General features: G+C 34.5%; 12 protein-coding genes. All 12 read left to right on the top strand.

Features of this window, described 5'->3' with window-relative positions; genetic code table 11:
• Positions 1-11 precede the first annotated feature (11 nt).
• From Q1K34_RS10995 to Q1K34_RS10940, 12 genes are read left to right on the top strand one after another with little or no spacing between them, the layout of a single operon-like run.
• The gene (locus Q1K34_RS10995; RefSeq protein WP_300438511.1) at positions 12-1,400 is read left to right on the top strand and encodes a UDP-glycosyltransferase; all 1,389 of its coding nucleotides are present in this window, start codon (positions 12-14) and stop codon (positions 1,398-1,400) included.
• Position 1,401: 1 nt separating this feature from the next.
• Positions 1,402-2,553 carry a glycosyltransferase family 4 protein gene (locus Q1K34_RS10990; protein WP_300438509.1) on the top strand — a complete coding sequence of 384 codons (1,152 nt, stop codon included), beginning with the start codon at positions 1,402-1,404 and terminating at the stop codon, positions 2,551-2,553.
• Positions 2,550-4,076: a glycosyltransferase family A protein gene (locus Q1K34_RS10985; RefSeq protein WP_300438506.1), complete on the top strand. Its 1,527-nt coding sequence runs from the start codon at positions 2,550-2,552 to the stop codon at positions 4,074-4,076. The genes Q1K34_RS10990 and Q1K34_RS10985 overlap by 4 nt, the downstream gene beginning before the upstream one ends.
• Before the next feature lie 29 nt (positions 4,077-4,105).
• On the top strand, positions 4,106-5,119 hold the full coding sequence (locus Q1K34_RS10980; RefSeq protein ID WP_300438504.1) for a glycosyltransferase family 2 protein: 1,014 nt from the start codon (positions 4,106-4,108) through the stop codon (positions 5,117-5,119).
• Between the two features lie 8 nt (positions 5,120-5,127).
• On the top strand, positions 5,128-6,114 hold the full coding sequence (locus Q1K34_RS10975) for a hypothetical protein (protein ID WP_300438501.1): 987 nt from the start codon (positions 5,128-5,130) through the stop codon (positions 6,112-6,114).
• A gap of 21 nt (positions 6,115-6,135) precedes the next feature.
• Complete coding sequence (locus tag Q1K34_RS10970; RefSeq protein WP_300438500.1) at positions 6,136-6,933, top strand: class I SAM-dependent methyltransferase; 798 nt, start codon at positions 6,136-6,138, stop codon at positions 6,931-6,933.
• A 5-nt stretch (positions 6,934-6,938) separates the two neighbouring features.
• Positions 6,939-8,045: a glycosyltransferase gene (locus Q1K34_RS10965; RefSeq protein WP_300438498.1), complete on the top strand. Its 1,107-nt coding sequence runs from the start codon at positions 6,939-6,941 to the stop codon at positions 8,043-8,045.
• A complete protein-coding gene (locus Q1K34_RS10960; RefSeq protein WP_300438495.1) occupies positions 8,042-9,085 on the top strand; it encodes a glycosyltransferase in 1,044 nt (347 codons plus the stop codon). Before Q1K34_RS10965 ends, Q1K34_RS10960 begins: the two co-directional genes overlap by 4 nt.
• A gap of 38 nt (positions 9,086-9,123) precedes the next feature.
• Positions 9,124-10,449 (top strand): O-antigen ligase family protein, encoded by a 1,326-nt coding sequence (locus Q1K34_RS10955; RefSeq protein ID WP_300438493.1) that lies wholly within the window; start codon positions 9,124-9,126, stop codon positions 10,447-10,449.
• Positions 10,403-11,416 (top strand): glycosyltransferase family 4 protein, encoded by a 1,014-nt coding sequence (locus tag Q1K34_RS10950; protein WP_300438491.1) that lies wholly within the window; start codon positions 10,403-10,405, stop codon positions 11,414-11,416. Before Q1K34_RS10955 ends, Q1K34_RS10950 begins: the two co-directional genes overlap by 47 nt.
• The gene (locus tag Q1K34_RS10945; RefSeq protein ID WP_300438489.1) at positions 11,416-12,426 is read left to right on the top strand and encodes a glycosyltransferase family 4 protein; all 1,011 of its coding nucleotides are present in this window, start codon (positions 11,416-11,418) and stop codon (positions 12,424-12,426) included. The genes Q1K34_RS10950 and Q1K34_RS10945 overlap by 1 nt, the downstream gene beginning before the upstream one ends.
• 38 nt (positions 12,427-12,464) lie before the next feature.
• Positions 12,465-13,859, top strand: a complete 1,395-nt coding sequence (locus Q1K34_RS10940) for a sugar transferase (protein WP_300438487.1) — start codon at positions 12,465-12,467, stop codon at positions 13,857-13,859.
• The last annotated feature ends 430 nt before the right edge of the window (positions 13,860-14,289 follow it).

Genomic DNA, 14,289 nt, shown 5'->3' with positions numbered 1-14,289 from the left:
CTTAATCTGAATTGAGATCAAAAAAACTTTTAGTGATAATCCCTGATGGCGTTGGCTTAAGGAATTTTGTTTATACCAAATTTCCGGAGGAAGCGAAAAAAGCAGGATGGGAATTGCTTTTTTTAAATATGACCCATTTTGATCTAAAAGGGATGGGGTATAGCGAGATGAAATTAGATCCTAAGCCTTCAGCCTGGACAGATCTTTTAAAACGTGCTAAGATTCGCATAGAACTGGACCTTTTTAAAAGTAAATTTGATGATCCGGTTTATGAAAAGTATAAATTTCCAGGCTCTAGTAAAGGCTTTAAAAATAAGGTGAAGAACTTTATTCTTAGCATCCTGATAAGGAGATATAATTCAGAAAGTGGTTTGGTGAAATTAAGGCGGAAGATGAAGGATGCTGAAAGAAAAACCGGCTATTATGACACCTGTTTAGAAATATTAAAACGAGAGAATCCAGATGTGTTATTTTGTACGAATCAAAGGCCTGTAAATGCAATATCACCAATCACTGCCGCTCAGGATCTTGGTATATCTACTTCCTGTTTTATTTTTTCCTGGGATAATCTTCCCAAGGCAACTAAGGTACTTGACACTGATTATTATTTTGTCTGGAGTGCATATATGAAGAAAGAATTGCTTCAATATTATCCAGATATAAAACCTAATCGAATTAAAATTACAGGTACTCCACAATTCGAAATCCATAATGACAGATCGGTTGTTATAAAAAAAGATGAATTTTTTGATAATAATGGATTAGATAAGGAAAAAAAATACCTGTGTTTTTCAGGAGATGACATTACCACTTCTCCTCATGATGAGTATTTTTTAAGAGATGTAGCCGAGGAGGTGGAAAAACTAAATCAGACAGGACATAAGCTGGGGATAATTTTTAGAAGATGTCCAGTAGACTTTTCAGATCGCTATGACAAGATATTACAGGATTATAATCATCTAATAGTAGCTATTGATCCTGCGTGGGTTGGAGGAGGTGATTATTGGAATCATGCTATACCCACAAAAGCTGATCTTCATTTACAAACAAACATTATAGAGTACAGCTTTATGGTGATAAATGTAGGTTCCTCTATGGTCTTCGACTATGCGGCTAAAGGAAAACCCTGTGCCTATCTAAATTATTTACCTACTGTAACAAACCTGGAAAAAGATATCAGGGAAGTTTATTCATACACTCATTTTAAGTCTATGCCAGATAAAAATTCCGTTTACTGGATAAATAAAAAGTCTGATATTTCTTTAATTGTAGAAAGCGCACTGAAGGATCCACGTTCTGTTGTGGCTAATGCTCAAGACTGGTTTTTTAAAATTAATAAGACTAATTCTGAAATGAATGCCTCAAAACATATAGTCAATCAATTAGATAGCTTATTATAATATGCATGTAGCCTTTCTAACTCCCGAATATCCACATTCTCTTTGTAATCCCTCAGGAGGTCTTGGAACAAGTATTAAGAATCTGGCCGAAGCTCTGATAAGAAAAGGAGAAGAGGTGAGTTTGATAATATACGGGCAAAAGGAGGAGTCGAATTTTGAAGAAAGCGGAATTCATTTTTACCTTGTAAAACAGAGAAACTATTTTTGGGGAGGCTGGTTCTTTTATAGAAAACATATACAAAGGTTTATAAATAAACTTATTAGCGACAAAAATATCCAGATACTTGAGGCCCCAGACTGGACGGGGATTACGGCATTTATGAATCTTGATTGCCCACTGATAATACGTATGAATGGCAGTGATGCTTATTTTTGCGATCTTGATGGAAGGCAACAAAAAATGAAGAATCGCTTTTTTGAGAATAAAGCTTTAAAAGCTGCTGATTCCCTGGTAGCGGTTAGTGCATTTACTGCAAGGAAGACCAAAGATATTCTTGGACTGAAACGGCATATTGAAATTATTCCGAATAGTATAAGAATTGAAAAATTTGAACCCTCAGTAGACGAACCTGCTCCTAATCGTATATTATATTTTGGCTCTTTAATTAGAAAAAAAGGTGTTATAGAACTGGCATATATTTTTAACCGGGTAAATGCTGTTCTTCCAGATGCTGAATTAATTTTGATAGGAAAAGATGTACCTGATATTTTTGAAAAAAGATCGACTTTGGAGATTTTCCGGGAAAAACTGACGGAGATTGCAGAACCAAAGGTGAAATATCTGGGAGCCGTTTCTTATGATGAGATTAAATCACATATTATGAGTGCTAAAGTGGTAGTACTACCAAGTTTTGCAGAGGCTTTGCCTATGACCTGGCTGGAGGCTATGGCCATGGAAAAAGCATTGGTGACTTCAGATATTGGATGGGCAAAGGAAGTAATGATAGATGGAAAGACCGGTTTTACGGTATCACCTGAGAATCACCAGCTGTATGCTGCAAAGATCATTGAACTTCTTAAGGATTCCGACTTATATAAAGAAATGGGAAAGAATGCCAGGATTAAGGTTATGAATGATTTTTCATCTGCTTTGATAGCAGATAAAAATATTGATTATTATAATTCAGTTTTAAATATAACCACGAATAATTGATCTATTTAAAACATATTAATACTAAAACTGTAAGCTCTGTTTTAAAAGATGGGGAGCAAATTCAGGTTCTGAATTCAGAATTAATATTTTGTTTTTGGGAAATTTGCGAGAGATTCCCTGAAGAATTAGTCATTTGGATAGATGTAGAAGTAGATTTGGAGCTAAGCGATGACTTGCACCATATTTTTAAACATGATCTTATCATGGCTTCTTATCCTTTGAACTCATTTTTTCTTCCCGATTCTATTGGTTATGTAGATCAATTTCCTTTCGTAAATCCCGAATTTAGGGTAAAATATCCCACCTGGAGAATGAGTACGGATGTTGGGGGTATCAAAGCTAAAACAGCTCTTAAGTTTAAGTCGATATTTCAGAGTATTGAAGATTTTGGTTACCTCATTAATTCTATTGCTAAGTTGGGTCAGCAGAATTCTCTTTTTTGTTATAACGAACCTGATTTAGTAAAAGCAAACTCCAAAAATTTTTACCAGAGCCAGGCCTCAATATCTCAACTATTTAATTTTGTAGCGCAACATTATAAAAAGGAATGGTTAGTTGTTCTTTTCTTCTGCTATATTAAATATGAGAAACAATTGCCGCTGTGGTCATTTATAAAAAGTTATTTTAAAAGATCCTGGTTTCATAGGGAAATTGATCTTTCAGATTTTAAAGTAATTTTGAAAAGAACCAAGGATTTAGGAGATACCATAGATGTAATAATCCCAACAATAGGAAGGCCTGAATATTTAAGAAAGGTATTACTTGATCTAAAAGCACAGACACATCTTCCTTCAAAAGTGATAATTGTTGAACAAAACCCAGATCTCAATTCCAAATCGCAATTGGATTTTATAGATAATGAAGTATGGCCATTTGAAATAGTTCATCATTTTATTCATACCATAGGAGCCTGTAATGCTAGAAACCTTGCCATGAGAGCAATAACTGGTGACTGGGTGTTTTTTGCCGATGATGATATACGGCTTTTTGAAAACATTTTAAAAAAGTCTTTAGAAGAGTTACATCGCCTGGATATTTGTGCCCTCAATTTAAATTGTATACAGCCGGGTGAAAATACTTTTTTTGAAAAGATCAAGCAATGGGCAGCTTTTGGTTCAGGTACTTCTATAGTAAGATCTTCTTATGCTTTGAAATGTAGGTTTTCAGAGGCTCTCGAATTTGGCTTTGGTGAAGACATTGATTTTGGATTACAATTAAGATCGCATGGTTGTGATATTGTTTATCATCCTGAGGTGAAGATTACACATTTGAAGGCAGAGAGAGGTGGGTTCCGGTATACTCTTAAAGAAAGATGGGATAATTCCAAATTGGAGCCTAAGCCTTCACCTACCATGATGTGGCTGGTAAAAAAATATTATTCTATTGAGATGATAAGAGGATATAAGGTGAGCCTATTTTTAAAATACTATAAAAAACAAAAGATAAGGAACCCAATTGAATATATCCAAATGATGAGAAGCAGATGGGCTTTAAGTGAGAAGTTAAGCAATAAATTACCTTAAGGCTTCGCGCAATTAATTTGAATCTTCAAATGATGGAACTTATTAAATTATTTAATTTCAGCCTGGTAGTATGCACTTATCAGAGGTCTGCTTCGCTGGAAAGATTAATGGATTCCGTAGTAGAACAAAGTCTTTACCCCAACGAGATTTTAATTGTGGATGCTTCTTTAGATGATAAAACAGAAAAACTAATTCAGGCAAAAAAGTATAGAAATCTTGATTATTATAGAGTCGAAGAAAATGATAGAGGCTTGACCAGGCAAAGAAATTACGGAATTAGTAAACTGGCCTCCAATTCTGAAATCGTTTGTTTTCTCGATGATGATATAGTTCTGGACAGGTATTACTTTAATAATCTAATAAATACTTATAAACTCTTTCCTAATGCAATTGCCGTGGGAGGTGCGATATTAAATGAAACCAATTGGTCTAAAATGGAAAATAACCAGGAGGTTAGATTTGATGAATTTTTAAAAGATGGCTTTGTAAGAAAACTAGGACTTAGAAATCATGTCCGTAAGAAACTGAATTTACTATCAGATGAACCACCCGGTTTTATGCCGACATTTTCTCATGGTCTATCCATTAGTTTTCTACCACCTACAGGTGAAATTTATCCTGTTGAATTTTTTATGGGAGGTGTATCATCCTATAAAAAGGAAATATTTGAAAAAATAAGTTTTTCAAAATATTTTGAAGGTTACGGCTTATATGAAGATATGGATTTTTGCCTTAGAGCCTCACGAATAGGAGAGATGTATGTAAATACAGGCGCTCAGGTATATCATTTACATGAAGAAGCAGGTAGACCAGATTATTTTAAATATGGTAAAATGGTAGTACGTAATGGTTTTTATGTGTGGAAAATTAAAAATCCCGATCCGGATTTTAAAAATGTTTTAAAATGGAACGCAATTACCCTCTTATTGATTTTGATAAGACTCAGCAATATTCTTAATAAGGATGAAAAAGGAAAATCACTAAATGATTCTCTCGGAAGATTCACTGGGTGGCTAAGTTTGATTTTTAATAAACCACGATAAATATTAGAATGAGAAAGTGGATCAAATCAATTCTATTTTTACTAGCGTTCTTTCTCGTGGTGCTGGTTGTTTTTAACTATAGATATCCATTTGTGTCAGCAGAGAGTAATGGGTGGTCTATCGGTTTCAGAACGATCGATACTCCACTTCAAAAAATATTCCCTTCTGAAAGAAATATAATTAGCCATGATTCCCTTAACAGAATAACTAGTTCTTCAACCAGATTTCTCGCTGATCCTTTTCTGTTTTATGAGGATGGCATTTATTATCTTTTTTTTGAGCATCAGGAAGAAGAGGGGCCGGCAAAGATTGCTTTGTTTCAATCACCGGATGGGTTGAATTATAGTTATAAAGGGAACGTAATAGAAGAATCTTTTCATTTATCTTTTCCGCAGATATTTAAATATAAACAAGACTACTATATCCTGCCTGAATCGGCGGCAATTAATCAGGTTATTTTATATAAAGCAGTTAATTTTCCACTGGAATGGAAGATTACTGATACCTTAATAAAAAATATTAAATTAAAGGATCCTGCGATCCTGATGTCGGATACTATAAATCTTATCACCGGGATCGATGAAAACTGGAACCAGCAAATTTTTAGATCTGATTCACTATTTGGAAAATGGGATAAAGATGCATCGTTCAAAATTAAAAAGGGAAATGAAATTAGACCAGCGGGAAACTTTTTTGAAGTTAATGGTGAATGGTTTATACCTTTTCAGAATAACAAAGAGGGATATGGTACTGGTGTTTCCTTATATAAATTAAGGGAGAAGAAATTCGAAAAAGTTCTTTCCAACCAATTATATAAATCTGATTCGATTAAATGGTTTGGTCGAGGGATGCACCATCTGAATATGAATAAAATTAATGACGAGCATTATGTGGTCTATGATGGTGATGAAGTAAAAACCGGCAAAAAAAATCTAACCTGGAAATCATCCATTAAATATAATCTGTACGACCTTTATAACTTTATATTCAGATAAATTTAACCGAAAGCTATTCGCATGGAAGAAATGAAGGATATGATAAGTAAGCAAAAAGCTTTCTATGACAAAAAAGAAAAAAATTTTGTCACCAAAATTTGGTATTACTTTAGAAATAGTACTTTAAATGCTTTCAGGAAAAATATAGGTCTAGAAAAGGAGATATATGATCTGCATTTAGATTGGCTTGGAAATCTAAATGAAATGAAAGTCTTAGACCTGGGTTGTTATGAGGGAAATTCTTTGTCTTTTCATATGGCAAAAAATGCAAAAAAATATGTAGGTATAGATTTAAGCGAAAAGGCTATAAAGATACTCGGCAAACGCTTCAGTCAATTACCTAATGTTGAGGTATATTCTATGGATTTTCTTTCTCCCGACTTTAAAGAAAAAGATTTTGATCTTATATATGCTTATGGTGTACTGCATCATTTTAGAAATACCGAGGAATTAATTAGTAAGCTGAAGCAAAAACTAAAACCTGGGGGGAGAATAATAAGTTATGACCCTCTTACCACGAGTAAGCCGGTTCAGCTCCTAAGAGCATTGTACAGGCCTTTTCAAACCGATAAGGAGTGGGAATGGCCTTTTTCTAAAAAAGTATATTATAAATATTCTCAGGAATTTAAAATATTGGATAGGCGTGCTATTTTAGGTAAAACAAAATGGTTGTTTTTGATCAATCTTTTACCACTTGAAAAACACAAAAAAGAAAGAATTAGCAAAAAGTGGCATCTAACTGACTGGGAATTATCTAAGCTAAATGATAAGCATATGTTTAAATGTATGCATTTAACCATGCTTATGAGACTTAAATAAAATTAATGCATTTTACCGTATTTACACATGCCGAACATTTTGAGGGAAAAAACACTTATTTTTCCTATTCCCCATATATACGGGAAATGAATATATGGTTTGATTTTGTAAATGAAGTTACAATTATTGCTCCTTTGAAAAACAAAAAAGCTGCTATTGATAGCAGCTATGATAGAAAGAATGTGGAATTTGTGCCTATTAAGTCAATTAGTTTCACTTCATTTCAAACCTCTGTAGTTTCTTTTTTTCGAATGCCTGTTATTGTTTTAGAAATTTACAGGGCAATGCATAAAACAGATCATATACACATTAGATGTCCCGGTAATATAGGATTATTAGCGGCATTGGTTCAGATACTTTTTCCAGGAAAGTCTAAAACTATCAAGTATGCAGGCAATTGGGATCCTAAAAGTAAACAACCCTGGACTTATCGATTTCAGAAATGGATTCTAAGGAATGAATTCTTAACCCAAAAAGCGAATGTTCTGGTATATGGAGAGTGGCCTAGCCAGTCTAATAATATAATTCCCTTTTTTACCGCAAGTTATTCAGAATCTAAGCGTGACAATTATTTGAAAGATTTTTCACTTCCACTAAAATTTATTTTTGTGGGGACACTTTCTGAAGGTAAAAGGCCGCTATTAGCGGTTCAGATAATTCATAAACTCCTACAAGATGGATGTAAAGTTTTTTTGGATATTTATGGATCGGGTAAAATGGAAGAAAGTATCTGTAAATATGTTGAAGATCATGGTCTGGGAAGTAATATTATATTACATGGAAATCAAAATGCTCAGGTGATTATGAACGCTTATAAAAATTCGCATTTTTCCATTTTACCATCAAAAAGCGAAGGCTGGCCCAAAGCACTGGCAGAAGGAATGTTCTTTGGTTGTATTCCTGTAGCTACCTCTGTTTCCTGTGTTTTCTGGATGTTAGGGTTTGGTAAGAGAGGCATTATAATTGAACCGGAAGTCAATTTGGCCGTTCAAAAAATTAAAGGTCTTCTATCTGATGAGATGAAACTTAATAGAATTTCAGTAAAAGCCCAGCAATGGTCCCAGGTTTATACTCTGGAAAAATTCAAAGCTGAAATCAAAAAATTACTATGAAGATCCTGCAGTTGATAGATACTTTAAATCCAGGTGGGGCAGAGCGAATGGCGGTTAATTATGCGAATTCTCTAATTGATTTTGGACAGGAATCATTTTTGATCACTACCAGGGAAGAAGGTGATTTTATAAAGCTTTTAAATAAGGAGGTAAAATATTATTTTTTAAGGAGAGAAAAGGTCTTTGACAAAAAAAGCATATTGAAATTTAAAAAACTCCTACAGTACCACGATATAGATATTGTTCATGCGCATGGGACCTCGTGGTTCTATGCAGTACTGTGTAAACTTACCGGAAGCAAATTTAAGCTCATTTGGCATAATCATTATGGTGCTAGTAAGGAAATGTCCTTATATAGAAAGAAACTCTTAATTCTTTTTTCCTGGTTTTTCGATGGAATAATTTCAGTTAATCAGGAACTAAAAGAATGGGCTAATGATCAACTGAAGGCAAGAAAATCTATATGTCTTGTTAATTTTGTTTTAGGAAAGGATGACAGAAGAATAAAAAATAATACCGGTTTGAATGTAATATGTATAGCTAACCTAAAACCGGTTAAGAATCATAAACTTCTTTTAGATGCATGCGACCTTGTGTCGAATGAAATTAAAATTAACCTTCATTTGATTGGACAGGAGTTTGGAGATGATTATTCAAACGAATTGAATAGGGAATTTAATAAAAGGTCTTATGTTAAGTACCATGGGGGGGTATTAGACCCAGGTCCGATTTTAAATAAAATGCAGGTTGGAGTTCTAAGTTCAAACTCTGAGGGAATGCCTATGGTTATTTTGGAATATGGTATTGCAGGAATACCTGTAGTTTCTACAGATGTTGGAGCCTGCAGAAATATAGTAGGAGAAAATGCCAGTATTGTTTCTGTGGGAGATGTAAAGGGAATGGCGGCTGCTATTAAAGAATATCTGATAGATTCAGACAGAGCAGAGAAGGATTCAAGAGAATTCCGGGAAAGGGTTTTAGAGAAATTTTCAGCTCAGTCGGTGATACCAGATTATTTACAATTTTGTAAAAATTTATGATTAGAAATGATACTGTTAATAACCAATTTTATCTCAAAATGTTACTATTACATTTGGGATATGGTTTTCTGATTTATGTATTTCCATCTTTAGCCAAGATTATTCTGGCGGGTATCATTGCTTCTTTCCTTTTTATAATTATTGATAGAAAAAACAGGGGTAATGAGGCTTTGATGGCTGCGGCATATATAGCAGGAGGGGAAGTTTTTTTTAGGCAGACCAGTGCAGTAATTTTTTATGAAACCGGAAAATATGCGGTTATTATATTTTTAATTATTGGAATGTTCTTTAAAGGCGCTAGTTCCAAGACAGTACCTTTCTGGATCTATTTACTAATCCTGTTTCCAGGGGTGGTAATGGTTACTTTTACGATGAGCTATGAATTTGAATTCAGGAAACAAGTGGCTTTTAACCTAGCCGGTCCTGTTTGCCTTGGAGTTTCTGCGCTCTACTGTTATTATAAAAAAATTAAAAAGGAAGATTTTCAGCGCGTTTTAGTAATGCTATTAATGCCTGTAATCGCTCAGGCGGTGTACCTTCTATTTTATACTCCAAGTCTGGATGACGTAATGATTAGTTTTTCGGGGAATTATGCCTCTACCGGAGGATTTGGTCCTAATCAAATTTCCACTATCATGGGATTGGCAGTATTTTTATTAAGCACCCGTTTGTTCACTATTAAAAATTTTAAAATAAATATTATAGATGCTCTTTTGTTAATAATGGTAGGCTATAGAGGAGTGGTTAGCTTTTCTCGTGGTGGTATTGTCACAGCTATCTTATGTGTAATTGCATTTTTAATTTTATTTTATTTTAAACAGAATGATAAAACAATAAAAAAGTTAAACTTAAAAATTATAGGGGTTCTAGTAATATTTATTTCTGTTTGGATTTTTAGTTCTTTAGAAACAGGAGGATTAATTGGTAATAGGTATACTAACAGAAATGCCATGGGGCAGATGGAAGATGATATTACTACCGGAAGAGTAGAACTTATAGAAACAGAATTATCCGCATTTTATCATCATCCAATTACAGGGATAGGTGTGGGGAAAGGAAAGGAGTATAGAGAAGAACAGTTGGGGATTGGAATTGCCAGTCATAATGAACTAAGCCGATTGTTAGCTGAACATGGAATTTTAGGTGTTTTTGCTCTTTGTATTCTTATATTTGTACCAATTACATTTTGGTTTAAATTCAAGAATAATTACTATTTTCTGGCTTTTGTTGCTTTCTGGTTTATGACCATTAACCATTCTGCCATGCGTATTGCCTTGCCAGCATTTGTATATGGACTTGCTTTATTATATATAGTAGATGAAAAAAAGAATCCTGTACATAGGAAACGACTTGCAGGTGAATAGTTTTACTGTTACCTATATTTCTTTTTTCAGTAAAATGTTACGGAAAGAAGGCTATAAGGTAAAAACAGCTTCTACCAGAAACAATAAGGCCTTAAGACTGGCGGAAATGTTGGGGCTTATCGCTAAGCACAAAAGCACTACCGATATCGTCCTGATCGATACTTATGGGGCTATGAACTTTTATTACGCTTACCTGGTGGGAAAAACCTGCGAGCTTTTTGGTCTGGAGTATATACCTATCCTACATGGAGGAAATCTCCCTGAGAGGTTGGAGAACTCTAAAAAACTTAGTCAGACTTTATTTGGTAATTCCAGGGTAAATATAGCACCATCCAAATTCTTATATGATATCTTTCAGGAGCATGGTTTTAAAAATACCCAAATCATACCCAATGCCATAAGAACGGATAAATACCCTTTTAGGAAAAGAACCGAATTCCGTCCGAAGTTATTATGGGTAAGACGCTTTCAGAAGCGTTATAATCCCTTAATGGCTTTAAAAGTGCTTCAGATTTTGCAACAAAGTTATCCAAATGCCAGTTTGTGTATGGTTGGTCCCGAGAAGGATGGTACAATGGCTTCCTCTAAGAAGTTTGCGAAAAAATATGATCTGGATGTCAGATTTACCGGAAAGCTCAAAAAGAAACACTGGGCAGCACTCTCGGCAAATTATGATTTTTTTATCAATACCACTTCTGTAGATAATACTCCTATAAGTGTAATAGAAGCCATGAGTCTGGGACTGGCGATTGTGAGCACAGATGTAGGAGGGATGCCTGCTTTGATCAGGAATAGGCATGACGGGATACTGGTTCCGGAAGAAGATGAAAAAGCTATGGCAGAAGAGATCATACGCATAATGAAAAACCCGGAAAAAGGAGAAAAGATCTGTCTCAATGCGAAAGCTAAAGCTGATCAATTTGACTGGGATCTGGTTAAAGAAAAATGGAATAGAGTTCTCAATTAATGAAGCATATTCTTTATATAGGAAATAAACTTGAAAAGCATGGCGCGACCCCAACGAGTATAGATACTTTGCCCAAATTATTAAGTGATGAACCATTCGTTTTTAAGACCGTATCTTCTGCAAAAATAAAAGCTTTAAGGTTGTTTCACATGCTTTGGGCTACCATCAAAAATTCCAACCGTAAAGATTTAGTTTTAATAGATACTTATAGCACGAGAAACTTCTGGTATGCGGTTCTCTGTGGTTGGTTATGCAGGGCTTTCTCGGTACCTTATATTTTTATTCTTCACGGAGGAAATCTGGATGCAAAGTTTAAGAATTCTTCGGAAAGGATTCTTCAAATTTTCAGGGATTCAAGGTTAAATGTGGTTCCATCAGCCTTTTTAAAAGATAAGCTGGTAGATTTTCATTTTCAGCATATTAAGATCATTCCAAATTCCATAGAACTTTCGAGATATAATTTTAAAAAAAGGAAGGAGTTAATTCCTAAATTATTATGGGTGCGTGCATTTCATAAAGTCTATAATCCCGAAATGGCAATTTTGGTGCTCGAAAAATTGCTGCAAATTTATCCCAATGCCGAATTATGTATGGTGGGTCCCGAAAAAGATGGAAGCCTAAAAAAACTCGAGGTATTGGTCGAGAGAAAAAAACTTCCGGTAATTTTTAAGGGAAAGCTTGCAAAAAGGGAATGGATTGAATTGTCTAAAAATTATGATATTTTTCTAAATACAACCTCCATTGATAATACTCCCGTAAGTGTGATTGAAGCAATGGCGCTTGGCTTGCCCGTAGTTTCAACGAATGTTGGTGGAATCCCTTATCTAATTTCAGATGGAGAAAATGGGATTTTGGTAGGATCAAATAATGCAAACCAAATGTTTTCTGAAATTGACAGACTTTTAAAAGATCCCCAGCTTGCCGAAACTATAAGTCTTTATGCCAGAAAAGAAGCTGACAAATTTGACTGGAATAAGGTTAAATATAAATGGCTAGAATTGCTAGGTTAAAAATTATATATTTAACCCGAGCAGAAACTTAAGCGGTCATGCCTCAGAAGCCCCTTTTTCATTTTGAAATCTCAGAGCGTAAAGTCCTTTTACGACTTATTGATATGATGGTGGTTCTACTAAGCCTGGCGGTTGTAGGTATCATTTTTAAATTCGATTACTTTCATATCGATTCAGATAATTGGAGTTGGACCCTATTATTTCTGGTGTATTTGAATTTTTTCGCCAGTGTCTTTGAACTCTATGATCTTCAAAAGGCTGATAGATTCGATAGTGTGCTGAAAAATGTACTGTTAACTACCAGTTTAACCGTACTTTTTTATATGCTTACCCCATTTCTCACGCCAAGTCTTCCTGAAAACCGATTGCAAATTCTATTTTTCTATTTATCGGTAGCCGGAGCTTTACTGGTTTGGCGTAGTCTGTATATCAGCCTTATTTCATCTCCAAGATTTTATAAAAGGGTTTTAGTGGTTGGGGATTCCTTTGACATCAAACTTATTGCGGAATCACTTCAGACTTCAGATCCTAATTATTTTGTGGTTGGTTACATCAATACAGATCAAAGATTTAGGGCAGATTTTAAGAGAGAAGACCTTCTTCGTTTTGAAGTTAGGGATTTACAAAAAGCAATAAAAGAAAATCATATTAATGAAGTGGTCGTGGCCAGCGCCTATCAGAAAGGTTTAATGTTTTCTTTGTATAATGAGCTTAGTGAACTTTTGAAACAAGGTTTCCCAATTAGAGATTATACACAAGTGTATGAGGAGGTGACCCGAAGAATTCCCGTACAGAATGTAGATAAGGATTTTTACAGGTATTTTCCATTTAGCCGAAGCAATCAGAATAAGTTCTATAAATTCATTTTCCGATTTTTTGATATTCTAATTTCTCTGTTAGGAATATTTTTTGGAATAGTAATAAGTCCTTTTATAATCATTGGTAATATCTTCGGAAATCGGGGAAAGTTGTTTTATAAACAGGACAGGGTAGGAAAGCATGGTAAGGTCTTCAGTATTATAAAACTAAGAACAATGACAAAAGATGCCGAAATTCTTGGCCCACAATATGCTCAAAAGAACGATTATAGGGTTACGAAATTTGGAAGATTTCTTAGACGTTCCCGAATAGACGAAATTCCGCAGTTTTATAACGTATTCAAAGGAGAGATGAGTTTAATTGGACCCAGACCGGAAAGACCTGTTTTTGTTAAAGAACTTTCTAAACTTATACCCTTTTATGAAACACGGCATATTGTAAAACCTGGCCTAACCGGTTGGGCCCAGGTAATGGCTAATTATGGTGATTGTTATGATGACAGTCTGGAAAAACTTCAGTACGATCTCTATTATATAAAACATCGGGGGATTTTTCTTGATCTGAATATTATGTTAAAAACCCTGAGTACGGTTATTTTCTTTAGGGGACAGTGATTTAGTTGGCAGTTGTCAATTATAAATAAACTGTTAGCAGGAAGCAGCGGTTGGTGAAGGAGGGCAGGAGATTTCTCAGTTGCTTTTTTTCTTCAAAATGACACTCAGCTTTGAGGTCATCTCGACCAAAGGGAGAGATCTCTTATTAATTTCAACACTATTATTAACAATAGATGGTAGACGTTGGTAATTCGTTAAAAAAATATTATTTCATTCGTTTTGCTTCTTCGAAATGACGAGGGAGTTTCAGTTGGCGGTTCTCAGTTGGCAGTAGGCAGTGGAGAATATTTTCACTTACTTAATTACCACAAACTGTTCGAAATTATTCTATAAAGAGCCAAAAGTATTTTTTTCTGAATTGGGAACTTTTTATTTTTCTCACTTCTCACTTCTCACTTCTCACTTCTCACTTCTCACTTCTCACTTCTCA

Source organism: Christiangramia sp. (assembly GCF_029937855.1).
Taxonomy (GTDB): Bacteria; Bacteroidota; Bacteroidia; order Flavobacteriales; family Flavobacteriaceae; genus Christiangramia.
Note: the sequence above shows the minus strand (reverse complement) of the source record. Positions and strands in the feature narration are given on the sequence as shown.

What these genes read in the sequence shown, in the direction of transcription:
- Q1K34_RS10970 (WP_300438500.1), top strand. Translation starts at nt 6,136, where the DNA reads ATGGAAGAAATGAAGGATATGATAAGTAAGCAAAAAGCTTTCTATGAC.
- Q1K34_RS10965 (WP_300438498.1), top strand. Translation starts at nt 6,939, where the DNA reads ATGCATTTTACCGTATTTACACATGCCGAACATTTTGAGGGAAAAAAC.
- Q1K34_RS10975 (WP_300438501.1), top strand. Translation starts at nt 5,128, where the DNA reads ATGAGAAAGTGGATCAAATCAATTCTATTTTTACTAGCGTTCTTTCTC.
- Q1K34_RS10990 (WP_300438509.1), top strand. Translation starts at nt 1,402, where the DNA reads ATGCATGTAGCCTTTCTAACTCCCGAATATCCACATTCTCTTTGTAAT.
- Q1K34_RS10980 (WP_300438504.1), top strand. Translation starts at nt 4,106, where the DNA reads ATGATGGAACTTATTAAATTATTTAATTTCAGCCTGGTAGTATGCACT.
- Q1K34_RS10940 (WP_300438487.1), top strand. Translation starts at nt 12,465, where the DNA reads ATGCCTCAGAAGCCCCTTTTTCATTTTGAAATCTCAGAGCGTAAAGTC.
- Q1K34_RS10955 (WP_300438493.1), top strand. Translation starts at nt 9,124, where the DNA reads ATGTTACTATTACATTTGGGATATGGTTTTCTGATTTATGTATTTCCA.
- Q1K34_RS10950 (WP_300438491.1), top strand. Translation starts at nt 10,403, where the DNA reads ATGAAAAAAAGAATCCTGTACATAGGAAACGACTTGCAGGTGAATAGT.
- Q1K34_RS10960 (WP_300438495.1), top strand. Translation starts at nt 8,042, where the DNA reads ATGAAGATCCTGCAGTTGATAGATACTTTAAATCCAGGTGGGGCAGAG.
- Q1K34_RS10945 (WP_300438489.1), top strand. Translation starts at nt 11,416, where the DNA reads ATGAAGCATATTCTTTATATAGGAAATAAACTTGAAAAGCATGGCGCG.